A 22,294-nucleotide genomic window follows, 5' to 3' on the forward strand; every position below is an offset into this window, starting at 1 on the left:
TCCGCGCCCTGTCGTTCGTTTCACAGTGAAAAGGATTTTCGCCGACGCGACGTAACGCATTGCGCGGCGAAATCCTCCTGCCTGAAAACGCACTCAAAGCAGCCGCGATAAGACTTTATTCGCGCTTGCCTGTGACCGCGTTGCATCGCACAATCGACGTCACTCTCTCTACCGGTGCCCGCCCATGGCCTACGCTTCGCTCGCCACTGGCGTGTTGCTCGCCGCCGGCTTCGGATCGCGCTTCGATCCGGAAGGTCTGCATAACAAGCTGCTTGCACGTATGCCCGATGGCACGCCGGTCGCGCATGAATCCGCGCACCGTTTGCTGCGGGTCGTGACGCGCGTGCTAGCTGTGGTGCGGCCCGGTTCCGACGCCCTCGCGCGGCTGTTGAACGACGCCGGTTGCGACGTGGTGTTTGCGCACGACGCCGGACGCGGCATGGGCGCGAGCCTCGCGGCCGGGATCGAGGCCAGCGACGACGCCGACGGCTGGATCGTCGCACTGGCGGACATGCCGCGCATCGCCACCACCACCATTGAAACCGTGGCCCGCGCGCTCGACGACGGCGCGTCGCTCGCCGCGCCGTTCTATCTGGGACAGCGGGGTCATCCGGTCGGCTTCGGCATCGAGCACCGCGATGCCCTCCTCACGCTAGACGGAGACATCGGCGCGAAATCCTTACTGATGTCGCAATTCGTGACGAGGCTAGACGTCGACGACCCGGGCATTCTGCGCGACGTGGATACGCCCGAGGATCTGCGCAACGTTTAGCTGCGGGTTGATTCCGACGCGGCTTTAGGCGCATACTGTATATCCATACAGTATTTTGTCCGCTTTGCCTTGCGTGGTGGTGTTCTCACCGCGCGTGTCATCGCGTGTTCGCATGAAACGCATTTCGATCGAACCGTCCTTTGCCGCATGGCGCCACGCGGCGCGGGAACTGCTGCGTCAAGGAGTCGAACCGGCGTCGGTCGAGTGGCTCGAAGGTACAGAAGATTCAGCGTTTTCAGACAGCCCGCAGCCGGCGGCTGCGGTCCCAAACCCTCCGGCAATACCGCGTGATCTGCTCAACCGGCTAAAGGACGCTGCCTGTTTCCAGGCGCCTGATCGATGGCACTTGCTCTATCGCGTTCTCTGGCGCTGGGCACATGGCGAACGGCACGTCATCAGCCCGGAAGATCCCGACGGCGCGCTGCTGGCGCAACGCGTCCAGGCTGTCGAACCGGAAACCGACAAGCTGCGAAGTCTCACGCGGTTTCGCAGGCGTGATCCTTCAATGGGACCGCCGGAGTTCGTCGGCTGGCAGGAACCGCAGCACGATCTGCTGGAGCGCGCCGCAGATATATTCGCCGGACCCATGGGCGAATCCACGTGGATGCTGGCCACGCCACGCGGCGCAGTGTTCTGGAACGGCATGCTGCTGCGTATCGGCCAATCGTTGGTAGAAATAGAAGAACCCGCCGCAACCGCGCAGGCTCCGTCAGCTAGCGCGATGTGCGGCGAAGCAGTCACCAGCGAACCCACCGAGGCTCTCTGGCTCGCGTATTACGCCAGTGCCAGCGTCTTCGGAACCGTCCCGGCGACCGTGGCGTTGCGCTACTGGCGAATGCCGCCTGCCGGGCCGCCGCTGCCCGCGCCTCTGGCTCGTGCGCGCAGCCGTCTCGGTGCACAAAGCGCTGTCGTCACTGTGCCGCCGCCTCCGCCGGTCGAATACTCCGCGGTAACGCCGCCATTCCGCGATCCGGACGGTCCGCTCGCCACCTGCCGGCGTTGCGCGTTGTGGCGCAACGCGCAGCAGGCCGTCGCGGGCGTCGGGCCGTCGCACGCGACGATCATGGCGGTCGGCGAACAACCCGGTGAGCACGAGAATCGACACGGCAAGCCCTTTACGGGCGCGGCCGGACAACTGCTGGACGTCGTGCTGGAGCGCGCCGGTCTCGACCGCGACCGGCTGTATCTGACCTATGCGGTCAAACATTACAAGTGGGAGGCGCCCGATCAACAGCTTCGGCGGCAAGCCGGTCAGCAGCGGGTTCATCGCGCGCCCGAGCCTCGCGAGGTCGAGGCATGCCAGTTCTGGCTGGCGCAGGAGTTGTCGCAGGTCGCGCCGCGTGTGGTCGTCGCGCTTGGGGCGACCGCGCTGAAAACGCTCACTGGGCTTCATGTGAACCTGTCGGAATATTTGGGGCAGACCATCGCTCATGACGGGCGGCTGATCGTGCCGACCTGGCATCCGTCCTACGCGCTGAGAACGGCGGATGCCGGATTGCGGGAAGACATCGTCGAGGCGATTGTGATGGCGTTCCGGCGCGCGGCTGTGTTGGCGGCGGAGGGTGGATAGTCTGGTTTGTTGAGGCTGCGAGCGCGTGCGCATTCGGTTGGGTAAGGTGAGCCGATTCGGGAACGCTGGGCGTTTTATGGTGAGCTTCTGCGGGAGGCGATGAGTCGGTGCAAATAGCGAGCGACTCCATACCCCCATCCCAGGCACACCCCTTGCGACCCCACAACCGCTGCGCAAGCCGCCCCGATTCCGCCTAAGCTGATGTGACGCCGCTTTTTTCGCGCGCGCCGCTACAAACCCAAACAAGCCCACGCTTCAAAACGCAGCCAGGCAACCGCACACCCCAACCGCCCCGGTCCAATGAGCGAAACCAGCCCACGCCTTTTCATCGTCTCTCCCCATTTCGACGACGCCGTCTTCAGTTGCGGCGCCCTGCTCGCCGCTCACCCGGACACGGCCGTCTGCACTGTGTTCGCCGCGCCGCCCGAGCACGAAATGCACACGGAATGGGATGAAAAGTCGGGCTTCGCGAGTGCCTCCGAGGCGATCCACGAGCGAACGCTGGAGGACAACCGCGCGCTCGAGGTACTCGACGCGATCCCGCTGCGCATGCCGTTTCGCGACAGCCAGTATTCGGACTCGCCATCGATCAGCAAAATGGCCGCCGCGCTGGAGGAAACCATTTATCGCACGACCGCGAACACGCTGCTGATGCCGCTCGGTCTGTATCACGACGATCACGTGCGGGTTTTCGAAGCCTGCTGCGAAATTCTGCCGCGGCTGTCGCATCTGGCGTGGTTCGGTTATGAGGAGGCGATCCACCGGCGCACGCCCGGCGTCGTTCAGGCGCGTCTCGCGGACCTCGCGCAGCGCGGCGTGGTGGCAACGCCCGCGCATCCGAGCGCGGGCCATACGATCGACGTCCAGCGTCGCCTGCAACTCAAGCGCGAAGCGGTCAATGCGTACGCGAGCCAGTTGCGGGCATTCGGCGCAGGCAATTACGACGATATCTTCGCCACCGAACGCTACTGGCAATTGAGCGTTGGCCGTCGATCGAAAAAGTAACGAGGCGACGCGCGCCGCCAGCGTCTACGCTTGAGGAAAACCGATGGAATTGGCGCGCGGCCGGGCTTCATCGCCCGGCTGGATTCGCGCTTTCACTACGAGGTGAGGTCATGAGTTACGACATGCATACCAGTCCGATTCCCGATCCGAATGCCGATCCGAACCGCGACCCGGAAGCCGATCCACTGGTGCCGCCGTCGCCCGGTCATCATGTGGAGGAGCCGCAACGGCCCGATGGGCCGCCGGATAAAGACCCGGTGTGATTCCTGCGCGCGGTCGCCGGGCGGCATTGCAAGATATGCACACGGCGCGCGGGCCCTGGTCCTGAGAAAGCGGCGGCGAATGCAGTTGCGATCCGCCGCCTGGCTCCGGCCCGTGTCATACGGCATCCCGCCGTTACCGGGTTGCGTGACAAGGTTAAGTCACTTCGACTACACGCCGACGGCCAGCCTTACCGCCGCCGTCCACTGCATGGTCACGACTCAACCCCGCCCGCGCATCTCAGTGCCCAGGCGGCGTGTGGCCCTCACCGCATCAACTCGGAAAACCCCTGCAACAGCCGGTCGATATCGGCAGCATGAATATTGCCCATCGTCGAAATACGGAACAGTTCAGCCGACAAACCGCCCTGCCCGGCATAGATGACGAAGCCGCGCGCCTTCAACGCATCGTGCAGTTGCGGATACGCGATGCCCTCCGGCAACCGGTACGCACGCAACACCACCGACGACTGCTCCGGCGGCAACACGCTCGCCATTCCACGCTCGGCCAGGCCCGCGCGCGCCTGCTCGGCAAGCGCCGCATAACGCTGGTGACGTGCGCGCCAGCCGCCCTCGTCGGCGATTTCACGTAGCGCCTCGACCAGCGCGTAATACGCGTGAACCGACGGCGTGAACGGCGTATTGCGCTGATCCTGCAAACGCGCGAGACGCCCGAGGTCGAGGTAGTAAGTGCGGCTCGCCGCCTGCGCGAGTGCGGCACGCCGCACCAGCACGAACGACGCACCCGGCACGCCATGCAGACACTTGTTCGCGGTGGCCGCGACTGCGTCGAGACTGGTATCGGCGAAATCGATCGGCTCTGCACCGAAGCTGCTGACGCCGTCCACCAGCAATCGCAAGCCGCGCGCGCGGCACAACTCGCCGAGCGCGGCCAGATCGTTCAGGCGGCCTGTCGTGGTTTCGTGATGGATCACCGCGACGTGCGTGAACGCCTTGTCCGCGTCGAGTCGTTCGGCGATTTTCGCGAGATCGGGCGCCTGCATCCAGTCATGCTTCAGCGCTTCATGCGCGATGCCGTACTGCGTGGCGATCTGCGAAATACGCTCGCCGTACACGCCGTTTTCGACGACCAGCAGCTTGCCGTTGTGCGGCACCAGCGCCGCCGTCATGCTTTCGACCGCCGCCGTGCCCGAGCCGGTCATCAGCACGGCTTGCCATTCGGCGGCGTCGAGACCGTACAACTCGACCAGACGCGTGCGCGCCTCTTCCTGCAAGTCGAAGAACTCGCTTTCTCGATGGCACAAATCGGTCTGCAACAGGCTGTTTCGAACGCGTTCGGTCAGCGTCACCGGACCTGGGTTCAGCAGCAACATCAGTGCTCTCCTTGCTCTATGCCGCGCCGATGTGGCGCATCAAACGCGTCCTCACATCGGGCGGCGTGATGGTGGGACGCGGCAGGCCATCCGGCGTGCCGCGGCGAATCGCGAGGCGCGCGAAGCGCGGACCGTCGGCGAGCGGCGCGTCGAACAGTTCGTCGATCACGGCCGGGTCGTCGCTCTCCACCGCCGACGCATAACCGCACGCCGCAGCCACGCCCGCAAACGACACCTGCGACGACACCGTCGCCTGGCCGCCGGTCGAATCGTGCGCGCCGTTATCGAGCAGCACGTGCGTGAGATTGCCCGGACCGTAAGCGCCGAGCGTCGCGAACGCGCCCATGCGCATCAGCGCGGCGCCGTCGCCGTCGACCGCGACCACGTGCAGGTCGGGACGCGACATCGCGAGACCCAGCGCGAAGGGCGTCACACAGCCCATCGAGCCGACCATGTACAACTGGTTCGGACGGTCGTCGATCGCGTAGAGTTCGCGGCCGCAAAATCCGGTCGATGCGAGCACCACCGTCGAGTCGAGAGGCGTATGCGCGATCACCTTCTGCAGCGCGTCGTGGCGCGTGGCGAGTTCGCTCGCGGCGACATCGCGGAACTGCGCACGCGGCGCAATCGCAGCGCGGCGCGAGCTAACGCCGCTGTCCTTCAACTCGTACGGCGCGACGCTGCCCTTCTGCATCACCAGCGCATACGGGCGGCCGGTTTCGTCCATGTAGGCGGTGGCGCGATCCAGTGCCGGGCCGATGGCATCGGCTTCGGTCGGGAAGGTCTCCCACGGAATTTCCATCGTGTCGAGCATCGCGGGCGTGACGGGGCCCATCAGCGCGTGCTGCGGTTCGTCGGCGACACCGGGCTGGCCGCGCCACGTGACGATCAGCAATTGCGGCAGACGGAAGGTCCACGTGAGCGACGTGAGCGGACTCACCGCATTGCCGAGGCCGGAGTTCTGCATCATCGTGATGCCGCGCCGGCCGTTCTGCGCGCCCAGCGTGACGCCCGCGATCAACGCAACCGCATCGCCCTCATTAGCCGCCGACACGTAATGCAACGATTCGTCCTGCAGCACGTAATTGATAAACGGCGTCAGATACGAACACGGCACGCCCGCGTACCAGTCGAAGCCGCGCTCGCGCGCCGCCTCGACGAACTGTGCCGCCTCGATCATTGCGCGGCTCCGTTCTTCGCGCCCTTCGCCGCGTTGTCGCCGGTGGCGAACGGCGCTTGCGCGTGCGCGAAATCGCCGGCGCGACGGAAGTCTTCGAGGTCGTTCACACCGCGCCAGTGACCGTGCACGTATTGCACTTCGATCGACTCACCTGCTTCGATCAGCGCGTTCAGCAGCGCGGGCATGTCGAGCGACGCAAAGTCGGGACGCGCCTGCAACTGGCTCATCACCTTTTGCAAACGCTCGCGGCCTGCATCGCGCACGTTCAGCAGACCGACCCAGCGGCCATGCGGCGTTTGCGAAGCGATTGCCGCCGACGCATCCTGTCCGCTCGACACATGACGCAGCGTCACCTTGCTGCCGAACAGGCCGCGATCATCGGCTGTCGAGCACCATGCGAAATCGCGCACGCTGGCGTTTTCCGCGTCGGTCAGCGACGAGTCCACCACCACGCTGAACGCCGCTTCGCTTTCCACCAGATCGCGCAGGATGTAGCTGCGGAACAGCAGATCGCCGTACGAGATCACGGTGTCGCCCGCGAGTTTGTCGATGGCGCAAGCGAGCGAAGCGAGTTCGCCGGTTTGCGCATGCTGTTCGTTGACGACCAGCTTGATGCCCGCCGTTTCGATTGCATCGGCACGATAGCCGCCGACCACGGTGATGTCGTTGACGCCCTGCTTCTTGAACGAGTCGACCAGCCAGCGCAAGAGCGGCTTGCCGGCGATCGGCAGCATCACTTTCGGACGGTCTTCGGTCACGGCTTCGAGGCCCTTGCCGCGGCTCGCCGCGAGCACGACCGCTGCGCCAGCCGCGCGGCCGCTCGACAGATAGCGGTCTTCCGCTTCCGAGTATTCGTCGGCATCCTGCAGACGGAAAATTTCGTTGACCGCAGCAATGCTGTCCTCGACGTTGACCAGCGTTTCGCTCGAATGAATTTCCTTCGCGACCGCCTGCATTGCCGAGGTGGCCGAGCGGATCAGATGGTTCGCCCAGATCACCGTGCTGATGCCCGCTTCACGGAATACTTCGGTCGGCGTGCTGTAGTACTTGGTCGGCACGATCACGAGCGGACCGCGACCGGCCCATTCGCGCGCGAATTCGAGAATTTCGTCAGGACGCGACAGCTTGCTGTGAATCAGGATCGCGTCGGCGCCGGCTTGCCGGTACGCTTCCGCGCGACGCAGCGCTTCGTCCATGCCCCAGCCCGCGATCAGCGCTTCGACGCGCGCGACGATCGAGAAATTTTCATCCGACTGCGAGTCTTTACCGGCCTTGATCTTGCCGCAGAACTCGTCCATGTCGGCGAGCGGCTGCGCTTCGCCGTTGATGAAGCTGTTCGTTTTCGGGAACTGCTTGTCTTCGATACACACGCCGGCAATGCCGCGTTGTTCGAGCTTGCGCACGAGGCGGCGCACGTTGTTGAAGTTGCCGTAGCCGGTGTCGCCGTCGAGCAGGATCGGCAGATCGCTCGCGTCGGCCATGAATTCGAGCGTATCGACGACCTGGGTCCAGCTCGCTTCGTTGTTGTCGCGCACACCGTATTGCGCGGAAATCGCGAGACCCGAGCCCCAGATCGCCTTGAAGCCGGCTTCACGAACGATTCGCGCGGACAGGCCGTTATGGGCCTCCATGATGAATTCGAGTTCGTTGCTCAACAGCATCTGGCGCAAACGTGCGCTGCGGGAAGTGGCGATAAATGCGGGTTCGCGGGCGTTCATTTTTCTACTCCTGATAGCGGGCTTATCGATACTCTTTTTGCCCGGCTGGCGACTGGAAAATGGCGACTATAGCGGAATTTTTATTAATGCGTCTTTTTGATGACGACGATTTTCCGTCGTTGCGATTAAGTGGAGAAATGTGTCGTTTTTTGCGTTCTTCGCCATTTGCGGATAATTTTGGATTTAATTGGCGTTTTGTGGAATCGTGACGCAACTCATGACAGGCAAGGATCGGCGGCTCAGATGACTGCTGCCTCGGCATTTAAAGGCCGACGTGCATCCCGATTTTTAATCTCCGTACCTATTTAACGACAAACGAATTATTTACTGTCTCCCAATATCTGCCACTCACATATCCAACCAGCTGGGTCAATATAAAACTCCGCAATAGACAATCGGATAAACACCTCATAAAGCAAATTGGAAAATCGCGTTAAAGCGCGTGCAAGGTTCAATAGATCAGACAAATACGGCTTAAAAAACAGCGGGTTTCCCCTGCCTGCGGAATAAATCCGCGCGCGCCGTAAACACAGTTAGCTGGCAGCCAGCTATTACAAACAAATCCACTCTGACCGACCTCCTTGCGAAAGCCCTCCCCATTGCTATGACTCTGAACAAAAAACTCGCCTCGATGATCGCGGTCCTCTGGATTGGTCTGATCCTGATCGGCAGCTTCGGCGCATGGCAAAACCGCGCGTCGATGATCTCCGACCGACGCGCCCAGTTGATCTCGCTGATCGACCAGGCCAATCACATCGTCGGCCACTATTACGCGCTGGCCCAACAACACACGCTCCCCGAAGACGAAGCGAAAAAGCAGGCGCTAGACATGCTGGCGAGCATGCGCTACGGCAAGGACGGCTATATCTCCGTCAACGATTCGCAGCCCGTCATCCTGATGCACCCGATCAAGCCCGAACTGAACGGCAAGAACGTCGCGCAGTTCACCGACCCGCTCGGCAACCATCTGTTCGTCGACATGGTCAATCAGGGCAATCATGAGGGCGGCGGTTTCGTCGACTATCTGTGGGCGAAGCCCGGTAGCGAAAAGCCGGTGCCGAAGACCAGCTACTCGGCCCGCTTCGCGCCGTGGGAATGGTATCTCGTCACCGGCATGTACATGGACGACGTGCAAAGCGCGTTCTACGCGAACCTGTTGCGCTGGCTTGCGATCACGGTGGCGCTCGGCGCAGTCGCCACAGCCGTGATGCTGCTGGTGTTGCGCAGCATTCGCCGCTCGCTCGGCGGCGATCTCGAAGTGGCCGTCGAACATGCGCAACTGATGGCGCGCGGCGACCTCGCCACTCGCGTGCAGGTGTCTCCTAACGCCAATGGCAGCCTGCTCCACGCGCTTCAGACGATGCAGGCCGGGCTGGTCGAAACCGTCTCGCGCGTGCGGCTGGGGACGGAGAACATCAACGTCGGCGCCACGGAAATCGCCGCCGGCAATACCGACCTGTCGCAGCGCACCGAGGAACAAGCGGCCGCGCTGGTCGAAACCGCGTCGAGCATGGATCAGATGACGGTCAACGTGAAGCAGAACGCGGACAGCGCAATGCAGGCCGCGCACCTCGCCGGTCAGGCGGCGGACGTCGCGACGCGCGGCAGCCGCGTCGTCGACGACGTGGTGCGGACCATGGGCGAAATCACCAGCAGCTCGCGGCAGATCGGCGACATCATCGGTGTGATCGACGGCATTGCGTTCCAGACCAATATTCTGGCGCTCAACGCCGCCGTCGAAGCAGCCCGCGCGGGCGAACAGGGTCGCGGCTTCGCGGTGGTCGCCGCCGAAGTGCGCAGCCTCGCGCAGCGCTCGGCCACGGCCGCCAAGGAGATCAAGGCGCTGATCGAAACCTCGACGGATACCGTCGAAGCGGGCGCGTCGCTGGTCGCCAATGCCGGTTCGACGATGGGCGAAATCGTGCAGTCGGTGCGTCGCGTGAACGAGATTCTGGAGGAGATCAGCAACGCGTCGCGCGAGCAGAGCGCAGGCATCGAACAGGTGAATCGTGCAGTCGGCGAAATGGATCAGGTCACGCAGCAGAACGCCGCGCTGGTCGAGCAGGCCGCTGCTGCCGCCCACTCGCTGAAGGACCAGGTGGGCGTGCTGCGCGAGGCGATTTCGAGCTTTGCGCTCCCGGTTTGAGGAGGAGTTGAGCCAGCAAACGTAAGCGAAAAAAGAAGGCGCTCGACAGGCCGGGAGCGCCTCTTTAACACGCCGCGTCGGAGTCGACGCATTAATCGAACGAGAGAGCCGTGCGGATTTTATAAGTCCGCGCGGCTTTTTTATTGCGGGACGCGGCGCTGCCATGGCGAAGGCCATTGAACCGGCTACCTTTCGCGGCGCTCGCGTCAACATTACGTTTTCTTTACAATCGGGCCATTATCGTCAATCGAACTGTCCGTTTTCCGCGCCCATGATCCAGAACAAGAAATCGCAGTCGCAAGATCAGTACGCACCCGTGACGAAAAATCCGCTGCTGGCCGCGCGTTTGCCGCAATGGCGCTCGAGATTCGTGTTGCTGCTGGTATTCGCCGCGTTCGCGTCGCTGGCGGGACGCGCGTTCTGGATTCAGGTGGTTAATCAGGACTTCTATGTCGATCAGGGGCAAAAGCGCTACCAGCGCACGATCGAACTCGATGCAACGCGCGGCCGGATCGTCGACCGCAACGGCTCGATGCTCGCGGTCAGCCTCGCGACGTACGAAATCTGGGCCTCCCCCAAGCTGATCGACGAAACTGCCTTTGTACCGCTGGCCAGGCTGCTCGACTTGCCGCACGATGAATTGCGCCGTCGTCTGAACGGCAACAGGAGCTTCGTGCTGCTCAAGCGCCAGGTGGATGCCGACACGGCCGCGCGTCTGTCGAAAGAGGGCATTGCGGGCATCACGCAGATCGCCGATTCGAAGCGCTTTTACCCTGAAGGCGAATCGGCGGCGCACGTGGTCGGCTTCACGGATATCGAGGACAACGGCCAGGAAGGCGTCGAACTGGCGGCCAATGAGCAGTTGCTCGGCGTGCCGGGCCAGCGCGAGGTGATCCGCGACCGGCTCGGGCGGGTGGTGTCCGACATCGGGCCACGAGTGCCCGCGCAGAACGGCGACACCATCCACCTGACGATCGACCGGCGCATCCAGCAACTCGCGTACGCCCAGTTGAAGGACGCCGTCACGAAACATCATGCCGAAGCCGGCAGCGTCGTGGTGCTCGACGCGCGCAACGGCGAGATTCTCGCGCTCGCCAACTATCCGAGCTTCGATCCGAACCACCGCGCGGGGCTGACCGGGCGGCAACTGCGCAACCGGGCCGTGGTCGATACCTTCGAGCCTGGCTCGACGATCAAACCGGTGGTCGTCGCGCTCTCCATCGACGAAGGCAAGGTGCGGCCGCAAAGCATCATCGACACCGCGCCCGGCTGGTACAAGATCGGCCCGGCCGTGATCCACGACACGTCGAATCACGGCGCGATGACCGTCGCCGAGGCGGTGCAGAAGTCGAGCAATATCGCGCTCGCCAAACTCGCGCTGAACCTGCCCGCCGAGAAAATCTGGAACAAATATCAGGAATACGGACTCGGCGTGCGGCCCGAACTGACCTTTCCGGGGGTGGCGTCGGGCAAGGTGCGCCCGTACAAACGCTGGCGTCCGATCGAACAGGCGACGATGGCGTATGGCTACGGGCTGTCCACGTCTTTATTGCAGATCGCCCAGGTCTACACCGCTTATGCCGGCGACGGCACGATGCATCGCGTGAGTCTGTTGCGGCAGGACGCAGAGCGTGGCGCAGAAGGCACGGAGACCGCGTCGCCGTCGAACCGGCATCAGCGGGTGACCGGGCCGGCCACCGCGCGCTCGATCCGCGCGATGCTGGAGATGGCCACCGGCGTGGGTGGCACCGGGCGCGCGGCCAACGTGGAAGGCTACCGGACGGGTGGCAAGACCGGCACGGCGCGCAAGCAGGTCGGTGCGACGTACGCGAAAAACCGCTACCGCGCGCTGTTCGTCGGCATGGCGCCGATGAGCGACCCGCAGTTGATCGTCGCCGTGATGATCGACGACCCGGCCGGCAAGGCGTTCTACGGCGGCACGGTGGCCGGACCGGTATTCAGCAGCGTAACGGCCGGCGCGTTGCAGTTGCTCGGCGTACTGCCGGACGCGCCGGGGGTTTAGCAGGGGTTTAAATGCGTCGCGACCGCCAGGAAAGGCGGCGCGGCCGTCGGGCATAAGCGCCAATGCGCCGCCTAGTCTGTTCAGATCTATTAACAACTTTTGACTCAGCAACGCCCCACAAGCCTTGCTAGACTAAAAGTCGCACTGGATCGCCTGGCTGGCCGTCCGGCGCAACGTTTCGCATCGGTCGCCGAAGAGCGATCCATGCATCTCCCCCGCAAGAAAGCTAAGGAATCGCAATGACGAATCGAACTTTGACGACCGCCGCCGGCGCGCCGGTGGGCGACAACCAGAATTCCGAAACCGTCGGTCCGCGCGGTCCGATTACGCTGCAAGACTTCTGGCTGATCGAAAAACTCGCGCATTTCGACCGTGAAGTCATTCCCGAGCGCCGCGTTCACGCCAAAGGCTCCGGCGCATTCGGCACGCTCACCGTGACGCACGACATCACCCGTTACAGCAAGGCCAAGGTCTTCGAACCCGGCAAAGTCACGCCGCTGTTCCTGCGTTTTTCGACCGTTGCGGGCGAACGCGGCGCGGCCGACGCCGAGCGCGACGTGCGCGGCTTCTCGATCAAGTTCTATACGGAAGAAGGCAACTGGGATCTGGTCGGCAATAACACGCCGGTGTTCTTTATCCGCGATCCGCTGAAGTTTCCCGATTTCATTCACACGCAAAAGCGCGACCCGAAGAACAACCTGCGCGACGCGAACATGGTGTGGGACTTCTGGTCGCGCAATCCCGAATCGCTGCATCAGGTGACGATTCTGATGAGCGATCGCGGCATTCCGAAGAACTACCGTCAAATGCACGGCTTCGGCTCGCACACGTTCTCGCTGATCAATGCGCAAAACGAGCGTTTCTACGTGAAGTTCCACTTCAAGTCGAAACAGGGCGTCGAGAATTACACGAATGCCGAGGCGACCGCGTTGATCGGCCGCGATCGGGAAAGCGCGCAACGCGATCTGTTCGAACAGATCGAGAAGAAGAACTTCCCGCAATGGCGCTTCTGCATTCAGGTCATGACCGAAGCCGAAGCTTATTCGCGCAAGGAAAATCCGTTCGACATCACGAAAACGTGGTCGCACAAGGACTATCCGCTGATCGATGTCGGCGTGCTCGAACTGAACAAAAACCCCGAAAACTATTTCGCGGATGTCGAACAGGCCGCGTTCACGCCGGCCAATATCGTGCCGGGCATCGGCTTCTCGCCGGATCGTCTGCTGCAGGGCCGGCTCTTTTCGTATGGCGACACGCACCGCTATCGCCTCGGCATCAACCATCATCAGATTCCGGTCAATGCGCCGCGTGCGCCGAATGTGAACACCTATCATCGCGACGGCGGCATGCGCACGGACGGTAATCTCGGCGCCACGCCGAACTACGAGCCGAACCGCTTTGGCGCGTTTGCGCAGGACCCGTCGGTGAACGAGCCACCGCTGAAGGCGGAGGGCACGATCCAGCGCTACGATCATCGCGAGGACGACGACTATTTCAGCCATCCGCGTGCGTTGTTCAAGCTGTTTGATGCAGCGCAACGTGAGCGCTTCTTCTGCAACATCGCGGAAGCCATGGCGGGTGTGTCGAAAGAAATCATCGAACGGCAACTGGCATTGTTCGAAAAGATCGACCCGAGTTACGCGGAAGGCGTGAGGAAGGAACTGGGCAAGACGCCGCCGGTTTCGGAAACGGCGCTGCCGTAAGTGGGGTGTTAAGGCCGCGTTGTTAAGCGGCTTCAGGCGGCCCTGACGGGGTCTCTGCGGCTTCGAGGCGCGTTGCCGGTTGCATGTGGAACCGGCAACGTCAGGCTTTTAAGATTTTCGAACGCGGCCCGCTGCAGCTTCACCGCTCCGTCTGAGCGACCTGATCGCCGTCGGCTCTAACCAGCGCCTCGATCCGGTTACGGCCATTGCGTTTGGCCTGATACATCGCGCGGTCCGCCTCTTCCATGATCGCGCGACCCAGCGTGACAGCCTCCGCCGGCGCACCGTTGACCGTGCGCGCCGCGACCCCGATCGACACGGTCAACGCAATGCGCTCGCCGTGATCGTCCTGCAAATCCAGCCGCTCGACCGCCAGCCGCACGCGTTCGGCGACCGTGAGCGCGTCGGCCCGGTCGCCTTGCAGCAACGCAGCGAATTCCTCGCCGCCATATCGCGCGACGGTATCGCCGAGCCGCACCTGCTGGCGCACACACGCGGCGACGGCGGCCAACGCGCGGTCGCCGGTCTGATGGCCGTACGTATCGTTGATACGCTTGAAACAATCGATATCGATAAAAAGACAGCCCACCGGAACGCCATAACGAACTGCGCGCATCAGCTCCTCGCGCAGCCGCTCGTCGAAATAGCGGCGGTTGGCGAGGCCGGTCAGCGAGTCGGTCATGCCGAGCTGCTTGAGTCGCTCGCGATGCGCAACGTTGTCCAGACTGGCCGTGACGATGCTCGCGAAGCGCTCCAGAATGTCCGTCGCCATGCCTTCACCGAAACGCCCCCGGTCGTCGCTGCCGAGGCACAGATAGCCGCTGACGGTATCGCCCGCGGCAAGCGGCAGCAGAATCGCGCTGGCCGGCGCTGGCGCACTGCCGAAGAACGCGTGGCGAAACGTGTCATCCAGTTCATGCGGCCGCCCCAACCACGGTCGCCCCTCTTCGCACAGGCCTTGCGCGGCAAGGCCGCCCTCGCGCGAGGTCTTCAGACTGGCGTAATCGAGGTCGCGCAACGCAGAGGGGTCGAGCAGTTCGAGCAGCATCGGCGCGCGATCGTCGAGCCACAGCGTCACACGCGACAGGGAAAACTCCTCCGGCAAATGACGGAACAAGGTGTCGAGGAACGACGCGAAGTCCCGCGAGCCGATCAAGCGCAATTCGACATTCTGAAATCGGCGCAAGGTGCGCTCGTTGTGTTGCACCGTGTCGACGAGCGAGCGCAGGCGGTCGGAAAGCGGCGTTTGAGCGAGATTCGTCACGTTATCAGCAAGGCGAGCCCGAAGGCGAAACGGGGTTTTGCAGCCCCAACCGCTGTAATAACGGCCAATCCGACTCAGTCTTGAGAAAAAATTCGCGGCGGGCGCGGGTTTATGCCTTTTAAGTTTCGCTTAATTCTTCCCTGCAACCATGCACGCACAACATCCCCTGTTGAGCCGCCAGAGCACCGGCGGCGCCTTTTCTCCGGAACATCGACGACACGCCGAACAACGGGCAAACGCCCGCGAAGAAGGAGTCAAACCATGGTTGAAGAGACGGTAGTCGAATACCTGCGCGCCATGCCCGGCAACGAATGGGCCCGCCAGATCAACTCATGCAAGGTCTCCGACCCACTGCAACCGCCGTGGGGACGCTCATACCGGCTCGTCGAATGGACCATGAAACATAATCCCGAATCGAGCCGCCGCGTGGTCCCCGCGGAGAGCACCGCGCTTGAGATCGCTCAGGCCGTCGTGTCGCATGTGCCGGGCCGCCGCTTCTGCCAGCATGGCGACGAATAGCAGCTTCCAGCAGTCAGCCGATCAGGTTTTTTCCTGTCAGTTGTGCGTTGCGATCGAATCGCAATAGTCGAGCGCATCGTCCAGACGATCATTGCCCCAGAACATTTCATCGCCGACAAAAAACGTCGGTGCGCCAAAAATACCCCTGGCCGCAGCGGCCGCCGTTTGTTCCCGCAGACACAGCTTGTTGGCGTCGCTCTGCGCATCGGCAATGATCTGCTGCGCGGGCAGGCCCAATTCTTCCAGCGCTTCAGTCACGACTTCAATTGAACCGATATCGCGGTCGTCGGCGAAATTGAGCTGCATGATCTTGCGGCACCACGCGCCAATCCATTGCTCCTCTGCGCCCAGCAACGCCACGCGCATGGCGAGCAGCGCGGCGCGCGGGAATGTACTCGGACGCGTTAGCGCAATGCCGTATTTGCGGCATTGCCGCTCCATATCTTTCCATACGTACGCGCCCTTCTCCTTCTGCAATACAAATGGAGAATTCTCGAAACCGAGGTCGCGAAAAACAGGGCCAAGCAGGAACGGACGCCAGCGAATATTCACGCCATGCGCCAGCGCTCGCGCTTCGATACGCATGACGCTGAGGTAGCTGTAGTTGCTGCCGAAATCGAACCAGAATTCGATGTCCGGCGCAGATTCGGGCGTTGTGGAAGAGGGAATGTCACGCATGGTCGGCTCGGAAATCGCGCGGACGTGTCGTTGCCCGCGCTGCATTTTGCAATGGTTGACAGTCGGGTGGAAGTGTTCTGCCTATGATGCCCCATTCCGCCCGCCACGATCGACGACCCAGCCATGACCTATCCGTACAACATGCTCATCGCCGCCTGCCTTTTTATCACCATCGTTTCTTCGACGATTTTGCTGGCGTTGTCTATCGCTCATTGATCCGGTGCTGCGCTTTAACCGAAAGCACCGGCGCGACACGGTCAGCGCGTTTGCGTCGCAACACGCAGCCCAAGCGAAATAAACAGCACACCGATAATCTTGTTCTGCCAGCGAGCCAGCCACGTCATCCGCTTGACGAGTTTGCCCAGCGGACGAATGGTCAACACGATCAGCGTCGTATAAAGCGCACTCATGCCAACGAAGATCAACCCAAGCGTGGTGAACTGAAAAAACGTCGATCCGTGTTCGGGCCGCACGAATTGCGGCAGGAACGCGAGAAAGAACAGCGCCGTCTTGGGATTCAGAACTTCTGCGGGAATGGCCTGAAAAAACGCCTTCGACGCCGATATCGATACCGGTGCAGAAGCAACCGCGGCCTGTCCGTCGTTCGACGGCTTTTCGCGCAACGCGCGGACGCCGAGATAAACGAGGTACGCGGCGCCGACAAATTTCACTGCGTTGAAAGCCAGTGCCGACGTCATCAACAGCGCCGACAGACCGATCGACGCAGCCAGCGTATGAATGAAATCGCCCGCCGCGATGCCGAGCCCCGTGAGAATGCCGGCTTTGCGTCCGCCATGCACGGTGCGAGTCAAAACAAGCAGCACGGCCGGCCCGGGAATCAGAAAGAGTCCGAGCACAACGGCTACGAAAGTCCCCAACGTGGCTAGATCAAGCATGTCGTCTCCTGTTTGACGCGCCAGCCCTGGTGGATGCGCGTGTTTAGCCGCCAATTGTAGACGAACACGTGAAGGCCGATCCGCCCGCCTCGTGCTCGCCCGAACGCCCGTGGGCAAACCCGCATTCTTTTCCGGGACTTCGGCCCGCGCCGCGATCCGTTACCATGGCGGCAAACGGACCGCACGAGGCCCGCACCTTTTATCTACCGAAGTTTTTGCCGTGCCCACCTATACCTTGCCCGCGGCGCTGAGCGCGGAACTCGACATTCGCAAGAGCCGTTTCATTGCGTACGCGATACCGGTTGCCGACCGCGACGCCGCGATGGCCGAATTGCGTCGCCTGCGCGAAGAACATGCTGCTGCGACTCACGTGTGCTGGGCACTGCTGGCAGGCGGCCAGTCCGGCATGTCAGACGACGGCGAGCCGTCCGGCACCGCCGGCAGGCCGATTCTCGAAGTGCTGCGGCATCACGATCTGGACGGCGTGCTGGCCGCCGTCGTGCGCTATTACGGCGGCGTGAAACTCGGCGCGGGCGGGCTGGTGCGCGCCTATACCGATGCAATCGCGTCCGCCTTGCTGGACGCACCGAGGATCGAGAGGATTGCTCAGGTTTCGCTGACCGTCGAAGTGAGCTACGCGGACGAAGCCAAAGTGCGCCGATGGATCGACGCCGAAGGATATGCACTCGCGGATAGCGCCTACGCAATGCTGGTGAAGATGACAATCCGTTTGCCGGTCAATGCGCTCGACGCCGCGCAGATCGCTTTGGTGGATATGACTCAGGGCAAGGCCGGCTTCCCCTGAGCGCTCACCTTTAAAGCGAGCCGGCATACGACTTTCACACACTGCGGTTATTGTCGTGAGATAACCTCTGCTGCGCGGATTTTCCCGGCAGAAGCGGCATTGAAAAATAGCCTGCATGATCAGCGAGCCAGCGGGAATTCACTCTGCGTAAGCGCCCCGAAACGGGCATGGGTCCACAGCGCTGTTACCATGCTGCTATCTGCCGGGATGAACTTCATTTGAAAGGCCAATTCCTCTGACCTCGATCGACGCTTTTTCCAGTACAGCACCTGAATCGCCGCAACAAAGCCGGTCTCTGGCGCGCACCGCGCGCGCGTCGTTGCGATCGACCGTGCTCAAGGGCTGCGGCACCGTTGCGTTGCCGTTGATGCTGTCCGCCTGCTCCTGGTCGTGGTTCGGCCTGAACAGCGCCCCGCGCGCGGCCGTGCATTCCACCGGATGGCTGAGCGTGGCTCCTGCCCACGACTTCGCCTATATGCCGGCCCTCAGCGGACAGGTGTCGCCGAATCGGATTGAAAATACGGCAATGACCGGCATCATCCTCAAGGACGATATTTGCGAGGTGGTGCGCGATAGCGTCGCGAACAGCCTGCAGGTTGCCGGGTTTCATCTGGGCGCGAGCAAACGGGTACTTAGCGGCAGCATCGAAATGTTCAAGGTGGACGACGCCCGGTCGCCGACCATCTGGACCTTGAAGATGCACTACGTGGTTACCGATGCTGCCACCCACAAGGTCGTGTACTCGACCACCCGAACGGTCCGGCAGAAGTCGCCGAAATTCACCAGCAGCACAATTGCCATTGAAGATACGGTCAGGCTGAGCGTCGATACGTTGATCGGCGATCCCGGCTTCGTTAAAGCGGTAAATTGAATTGAACGGTACTCGATAAGAGTATCGACGACACCGGCATTACACAGTCTCGCTACAATTCGGATTTGACCAGGTTATCGCGCCCGCTCCCCCACCGCGCGATTCGCTACAAATTCAGCTTACCGTGCAAGCCGTCATGTCCCTTACCGCCTGGCTGTTCTTCCTGCCCGCCTGCTTCGCGATCAATCTCGCGCCGGGGCCCAATAATCTGCTGTCGATCAATGTGGCCGCACGCCACGGTTTCATCACGGCCTGCATCGGCGGCACTGGAAGGCTGGTCGCATTTGCGATGATGCTTGTGCTTGCCGCCACCGGACTCGCTGTCGTCCTGCATGCATCCGCGTGGTTTTTTCTCGCGATCAAACTGGCCGGCGCGGGTTATCTGATCTGGCTTGCCATTCAACTCTGGCGCAGCGACGCGCCTGCTATCGACACGTCGCAGCCTCAGGATGCATCGCTTGCGCGCATTGCGCGGCAAGAGTTCCTCGTGGCTGCCGGCAATCCGAAGGCAATTCTCGTTTTCACCGCTTTTCTGCCGCAATTCGTGAATGTCACGCAGCCGGTACTTCCGCAATTCGCCGTACTGGGCGCAAGTTTTCTGGTGCTCGAATGGGTCGCCATTGCGCTTTATTCGTGGGCAGGAATGTATCTCGGGAAATGGTTAATGCGGGCAAAAGTACGGCGCTGGTTCAATCGATGCTGTGGGGGTTTTCTGGCCGCGATTGGGGTAAGTTTTTTGGCGGTTCGGAGGGGGTGATTGAGTTACAGACCCTGATTGTGGCAGGCCACGCATATCAACTACCTGACAACACTCGCGGATCGAATAGCTGATCCAATACTCTGGATAGCGAATCACCCATAAGCCATCCTTAATACATCCCCCGAGAAACTTTAACTATCTGTATTCGTCGCGCCCTCATATCCTCAGGCAGAGGCGCCGTTGCTGAACACGCATGGAATGATGCGGCGCGGCGAGAGACTTTTTACAGTCAAGGGAGCGGCATCATGAAGATCTGCATTTATGGCGCGGGAGCAATCGGCGGCTTGATGGGTGTGCAACTGGCACGCGCTGGCGCGGACGTGAGCTTTATTGCGCGCGGCGCGCATCTGGCCGCGATGCGCGAACACGGCGCACGTCTGATCATGGACGGCGAGACTTTCAGCGCCCCCGTGCGCTGCACGTCCGACCCGCGTGAGCTGGGCGTGCAGGACTTCGTGATCGTTACGTTGAAAGCGCACTCGCTACCCGGCGTGGTGGATGCAATGCAGCCTCTGCTCGGCAAACACACGGCGATCGTCACGGGCGTGAACGGCATTCCGTACTGGTACTTCTATCAGCATGGTGGGCGCTTTGCCGGCACGCGCCTCGCGAGTGTCGACCCGGACGGCAGTCAATGGACCAAACTCGGCCCTGAGCGAGCAATTGGTTGCGTGCTCTATCCCGCAGCGGAAATTGTCGAACCGGGCGTCATCAAACATGTGTACGGCAAGAAATTCCCGATTGGCGAGCCCGGTGGCGAGCGCACGCCGCGCATTCAGCAATTGCACGAGATCATGCAGTCGGCAGGTTTTGAAGCGCCGATCCGTGACAATATCCGCGACGAAATATGGCTTAAATTATGGGGTAATCTGTGTTTTAACCCGATCAGCGCGTTGACACATGCAACGCTCGACGTGCTCACCAGCGACCCCGGCACCCGCGCGGTATCACGCACGATGATGCTCGAAGCGAAGCGCATTGCAGATCAATTCGGCGTGCACTTTCGCGTCGACGTGGAAAAGCGCATCGATGGCGCGGGCGCGGTCGGCGCGCATAAAACGTCGACGCTGGTCGATCTGGAAAATCGCCGGCCGATGGAAATCGATCCGCTATTGACCGTGGTTCAGGAAATGGGCCGTCTCGTGTCCGAGCCTACGCCCACCATCGACGTGGTGCTGGCGCTGATCAAACTGCGCGAGCGAATGGCATTGCAAGGGGATTGAATAGACAAAAAGGATCGAACGCAAATCGCGTTCGATCCTTTTTTATGCCGTTAAATCGCGGGCTATTTATTGGTCAATTGCCAGCCACACCGCTTTCGGTTCAGTGAAGTTCTCAATGGCGACATCCCCGTGCTCGCGACCAAAGCCCGAATCGCCCGAACCGCCCCACGGTAACCGCACATCGGTGTAGCCGTACGTATTGATCCACACGGTCCCCGCCTTCAGGTCTCGCGCGACCCGATGTACTCGCCCGATATCCGCACTCCACACGCCGGCCGCGAGACTGTACAACGTGCCGTTGGCGATTCTGATCGCATCGGCTTCGTCTTCGAAACGAATCACACTGGCTACAGGTCCGAAAATCTCTTCTTGCGAAATACGCATTTCGTGCTCGACGTCCGCGAAAACAGTAGGTTCGACGAAGAAGCCGCGCTCGCCTACCCGCGCGCCGCCAGTCACGAGTCGCGCACCTTCGGCGCGGCCCGCGTCGACATAACCCAACACCGTTTTCATTTGTGCCGCGGAAATCAGCGGACCCATCGACGTTTCGCGCGCAGACGGATCACCGATCTTGATCGACCTCGCGCGTGCGGCCAGGCGCTCGACGACTTCGTCATACACATCGCGATGCGCGAGAATCCGCGAGCCTGCTGAACACACTTGCCCGGTGTTGAAGAAAATGCCCGATGCTGCTGCACGCACGGCGTTATCGAGATTCGCATCTGCGAAAATCAGGTTGGCGGATTTGCCACCCAACTCCAGCGTGACGCGTTTAAAGTTGCCGGCCGCACCCTGCAAAATGCCACGCCCGACCGACGGCGATCCGGTGAACGTCACCTTGTCGATGCCTGGATGCGCCACCATCGCATCCCCCACCACGCGCCCCTTGCCGGTGACGATATTCAACACCCCGGGAGGCACGCCCGCTTCGAGCGCCAGTTCGCCGATACGCAATGCAGTGAGCGGCGTAATTTCAGCGGGCTTGACGATCAGCGTGCAACCGCATGCAAGAGCGGGCGCGATCTTCCACATGCCGATCATCAACGGGAAATTCCACGGCACGATTGCGCCGATCACGCCCACCGGCTCACGCAACGTGTACGTCAATGCATCGGGGCGCGTCGGCACCACCTGGCCATTGATCTTGTCGCACCAGCCTGCGTAATATTCGAGCGTATCGATCGCGGCGGGAATGTCCTGACGCATCACGGCGGCAATCGGCTTACCGGCGTCGAGGCTTTCGAGCGCGGCAAGTTCGTCGAGATTGGCGCGCATCAAACCGGCAAGACGCATCAGGATGCGGCCACGTTCCGCCGCCCGCAACGCGTTCCACACTTTCAGCGCGGCACGCGCGGCGCGCACGGCGGCATCGACATCGGCGGCGCTGCCTTGCGCTACCAGCGCAATCGGCTCTTCGGTTGCCGGATTGATGTCGACGGAATATTCGCCGGTGCCGGGCGGCAGGCGCTTGCCGTCGATCAGCAGATCGTGATGCCTGAGGTCGGTATCAGTTTCCATCATGAAGCTCCGTGTGTGTGATGTTATGCGGCTGACTGCCGGCGTATCG

19 protein-coding genes are annotated in these 22,294 nt (G+C 62.0%); 12 read left to right on the forward strand and 7 right to left on the reverse strand.

Going from position 1 to position 22,294, the window contains the following annotated elements; genetic code table 11:
• The first annotated feature begins 184 nt into the window (after positions 1-184).
• The 4 genes from ABH945_RS26205 to ABH945_RS26220 all read left to right on the forward strand — a co-directional run bounded on the left by ABH945_RS26205 (position 185) and on the right by ABH945_RS26220 (position 3,610).
• Complete coding sequence (locus ABH945_RS26205) at positions 185-772, forward strand: nucleotidyltransferase family protein (RefSeq protein ID WP_429252453.1); 588 nt, start codon at positions 185-187, stop codon at positions 770-772.
• A 112-nt stretch (positions 773-884) separates the two neighbouring features.
• A complete protein-coding gene (locus ABH945_RS26210) occupies positions 885-2,342 on the forward strand; it encodes a UdgX family uracil-DNA binding protein (RefSeq protein WP_429252454.1) in 1,458 nt (485 codons plus the stop codon).
• Positions 2,343-2,642: 300 nt separating this feature from the next.
• A complete protein-coding gene (locus tag ABH945_RS26215) occupies positions 2,643-3,347 on the forward strand; it encodes a PIG-L deacetylase family protein (protein ID WP_074767553.1) in 705 nt (234 codons plus the stop codon).
• A gap of 110 nt (positions 3,348-3,457) precedes the next feature.
• Positions 3,458-3,610, forward strand: a complete 153-nt coding sequence (locus tag ABH945_RS26220) for a hypothetical protein (protein WP_008921009.1) — start codon at positions 3,458-3,460, stop codon at positions 3,608-3,610.
• Positions 3,611-3,873: 263 nt separating this feature from the next.
• Here ABH945_RS26220 and ABH945_RS26225 read toward each other — a convergent pair whose 3' ends face one another.
• The 3 genes from ABH945_RS26225 to aepX are packed head-to-tail and all read right to left on the reverse strand — an operon-like array spanning position 3,874 to position 7,839.
• Complete coding sequence (locus tag ABH945_RS26225) at positions 3,874-4,941, reverse strand: 2-aminoethylphosphonate aminotransferase (RefSeq protein ID WP_429252455.1); 1,068 nt, start codon at positions 4,939-4,941, stop codon at positions 3,874-3,876.
• A gap of 16 nt (positions 4,942-4,957) precedes the next feature.
• Positions 4,958-6,121 carry a phosphonopyruvate decarboxylase gene (gene aepY, locus ABH945_RS26230; protein ID WP_429252456.1) on the reverse strand — a complete coding sequence of 388 codons (1,164 nt, stop codon included), beginning with the start codon at positions 6,119-6,121 and terminating at the stop codon, positions 4,958-4,960.
• On the reverse strand, positions 6,118-7,839 hold the full coding sequence (gene aepX / locus ABH945_RS26235) for a phosphoenolpyruvate mutase (RefSeq protein ID WP_074767547.1): 1,722 nt from the start codon (positions 7,837-7,839) through the stop codon (positions 6,118-6,120). Before aepX ends, aepY begins: the two co-directional genes overlap by 4 nt.
• Positions 7,840-8,443: 604 nt before the next feature.
• On the opposite strand from aepX, the gene ABH945_RS26240 reads away from it, so the two are divergent.
• The 3 genes from ABH945_RS26240 to ABH945_RS26250 all read left to right on the forward strand — a co-directional run bounded on the left by ABH945_RS26240 (position 8,444) and on the right by ABH945_RS26250 (position 13,711).
• Complete coding sequence (locus tag ABH945_RS26240; RefSeq protein WP_429252457.1) at positions 8,444-9,985, forward strand: methyl-accepting chemotaxis protein; 1,542 nt, start codon at positions 8,444-8,446, stop codon at positions 9,983-9,985.
• 271 nt (positions 9,986-10,256) lie between these two features.
• Positions 10,257-12,008 (forward strand): peptidoglycan D,D-transpeptidase FtsI family protein, encoded by a 1,752-nt coding sequence (locus ABH945_RS26245; protein WP_429252619.1) that lies wholly within the window; start codon positions 10,257-10,259, stop codon positions 12,006-12,008.
• A 239-nt stretch (positions 12,009-12,247) separates the two neighbouring features.
• Positions 12,248-13,711: a catalase gene (locus ABH945_RS26250; RefSeq protein WP_429252458.1), complete on the forward strand. Its 1,464-nt coding sequence runs from the start codon at positions 12,248-12,250 to the stop codon at positions 13,709-13,711.
• Positions 13,712-13,850: 139 nt separating this feature from the next.
• On the opposite strand, the gene ABH945_RS26255 is transcribed toward ABH945_RS26250, so the two are convergent.
• A complete protein-coding gene (locus ABH945_RS26255; RefSeq protein ID WP_074767541.1) occupies positions 13,851-14,975 on the reverse strand; it encodes a GGDEF domain-containing protein in 1,125 nt (374 codons plus the stop codon).
• A 261-nt stretch (positions 14,976-15,236) separates the two neighbouring features.
• Between ABH945_RS26255 and ABH945_RS26260 the strand changes: the two genes are divergently transcribed.
• Positions 15,237-15,494: a DUF2866 domain-containing protein gene (locus tag ABH945_RS26260; protein ID WP_074767539.1), complete on the forward strand. Its 258-nt coding sequence runs from the start codon at positions 15,237-15,239 to the stop codon at positions 15,492-15,494.
• A gap of 36 nt (positions 15,495-15,530) precedes the next feature.
• On the opposite strand, the gene ABH945_RS26265 is transcribed toward ABH945_RS26260, so the two are convergent.
• Both ABH945_RS26265 and ABH945_RS26270 read right to left on the reverse strand, forming a co-directional pair.
• Entirely contained in the window at positions 15,531-16,172 is a 642-nt protein-coding gene (locus tag ABH945_RS26265) for a 2-hydroxychromene-2-carboxylate isomerase (RefSeq protein ID WP_429252459.1), read from the reverse strand.
• 257 nt (positions 16,173-16,429) lie between these two features.
• Positions 16,430-17,068, reverse strand: a complete 639-nt coding sequence (locus tag ABH945_RS26270) for a LysE family translocator (protein WP_429252460.1) — start codon at positions 17,066-17,068, stop codon at positions 16,430-16,432.
• Positions 17,069-17,288: 220 nt separating this feature from the next.
• On the opposite strand from ABH945_RS26270, the gene ABH945_RS26275 reads away from it, so the two are divergent.
• The 4 genes from ABH945_RS26275 (at position 17,289) to ABH945_RS26290 (ending at position 20,727) form a co-directional block, all read left to right on the forward strand.
• A complete protein-coding gene (locus ABH945_RS26275; RefSeq protein WP_429252461.1) occupies positions 17,289-17,873 on the forward strand; it encodes an IMPACT family protein in 585 nt (194 codons plus the stop codon).
• A gap of 331 nt (positions 17,874-18,204) precedes the next feature.
• Complete coding sequence (locus ABH945_RS26280) at positions 18,205-18,744, forward strand: hypothetical protein (protein ID WP_429252462.1); 540 nt, start codon at positions 18,205-18,207, stop codon at positions 18,742-18,744.
• A 136-nt stretch (positions 18,745-18,880) separates the two neighbouring features.
• Positions 18,881-19,501: a LysE family translocator gene (locus tag ABH945_RS26285; RefSeq protein WP_429252463.1), complete on the forward strand. Its 621-nt coding sequence runs from the start codon at positions 18,881-18,883 to the stop codon at positions 19,499-19,501.
• A gap of 248 nt (positions 19,502-19,749) precedes the next feature.
• A complete protein-coding gene (locus ABH945_RS26290; protein ID WP_429252464.1) occupies positions 19,750-20,727 on the forward strand; it encodes a 2-dehydropantoate 2-reductase in 978 nt (325 codons plus the stop codon).
• A gap of 66 nt (positions 20,728-20,793) precedes the next feature.
• Here ABH945_RS26290 and ABH945_RS26295 read toward each other — a convergent pair whose 3' ends face one another.
• Positions 20,794-22,245 (reverse strand): aldehyde dehydrogenase family protein, encoded by a 1,452-nt coding sequence (locus ABH945_RS26295; RefSeq protein WP_429252620.1) that lies wholly within the window; start codon positions 22,243-22,245, stop codon positions 20,794-20,796.
• Between the last annotated feature and the right edge of the window lie 49 nt (positions 22,246-22,294).

Source organism: Paraburkholderia sp. GAS333 (assembly GCF_050435665.1).
In the GTDB taxonomy this organism is placed as follows: Bacteria; Pseudomonadota; Gammaproteobacteria; order Burkholderiales; family Burkholderiaceae; genus Paraburkholderia; species Paraburkholderia fungorum_A.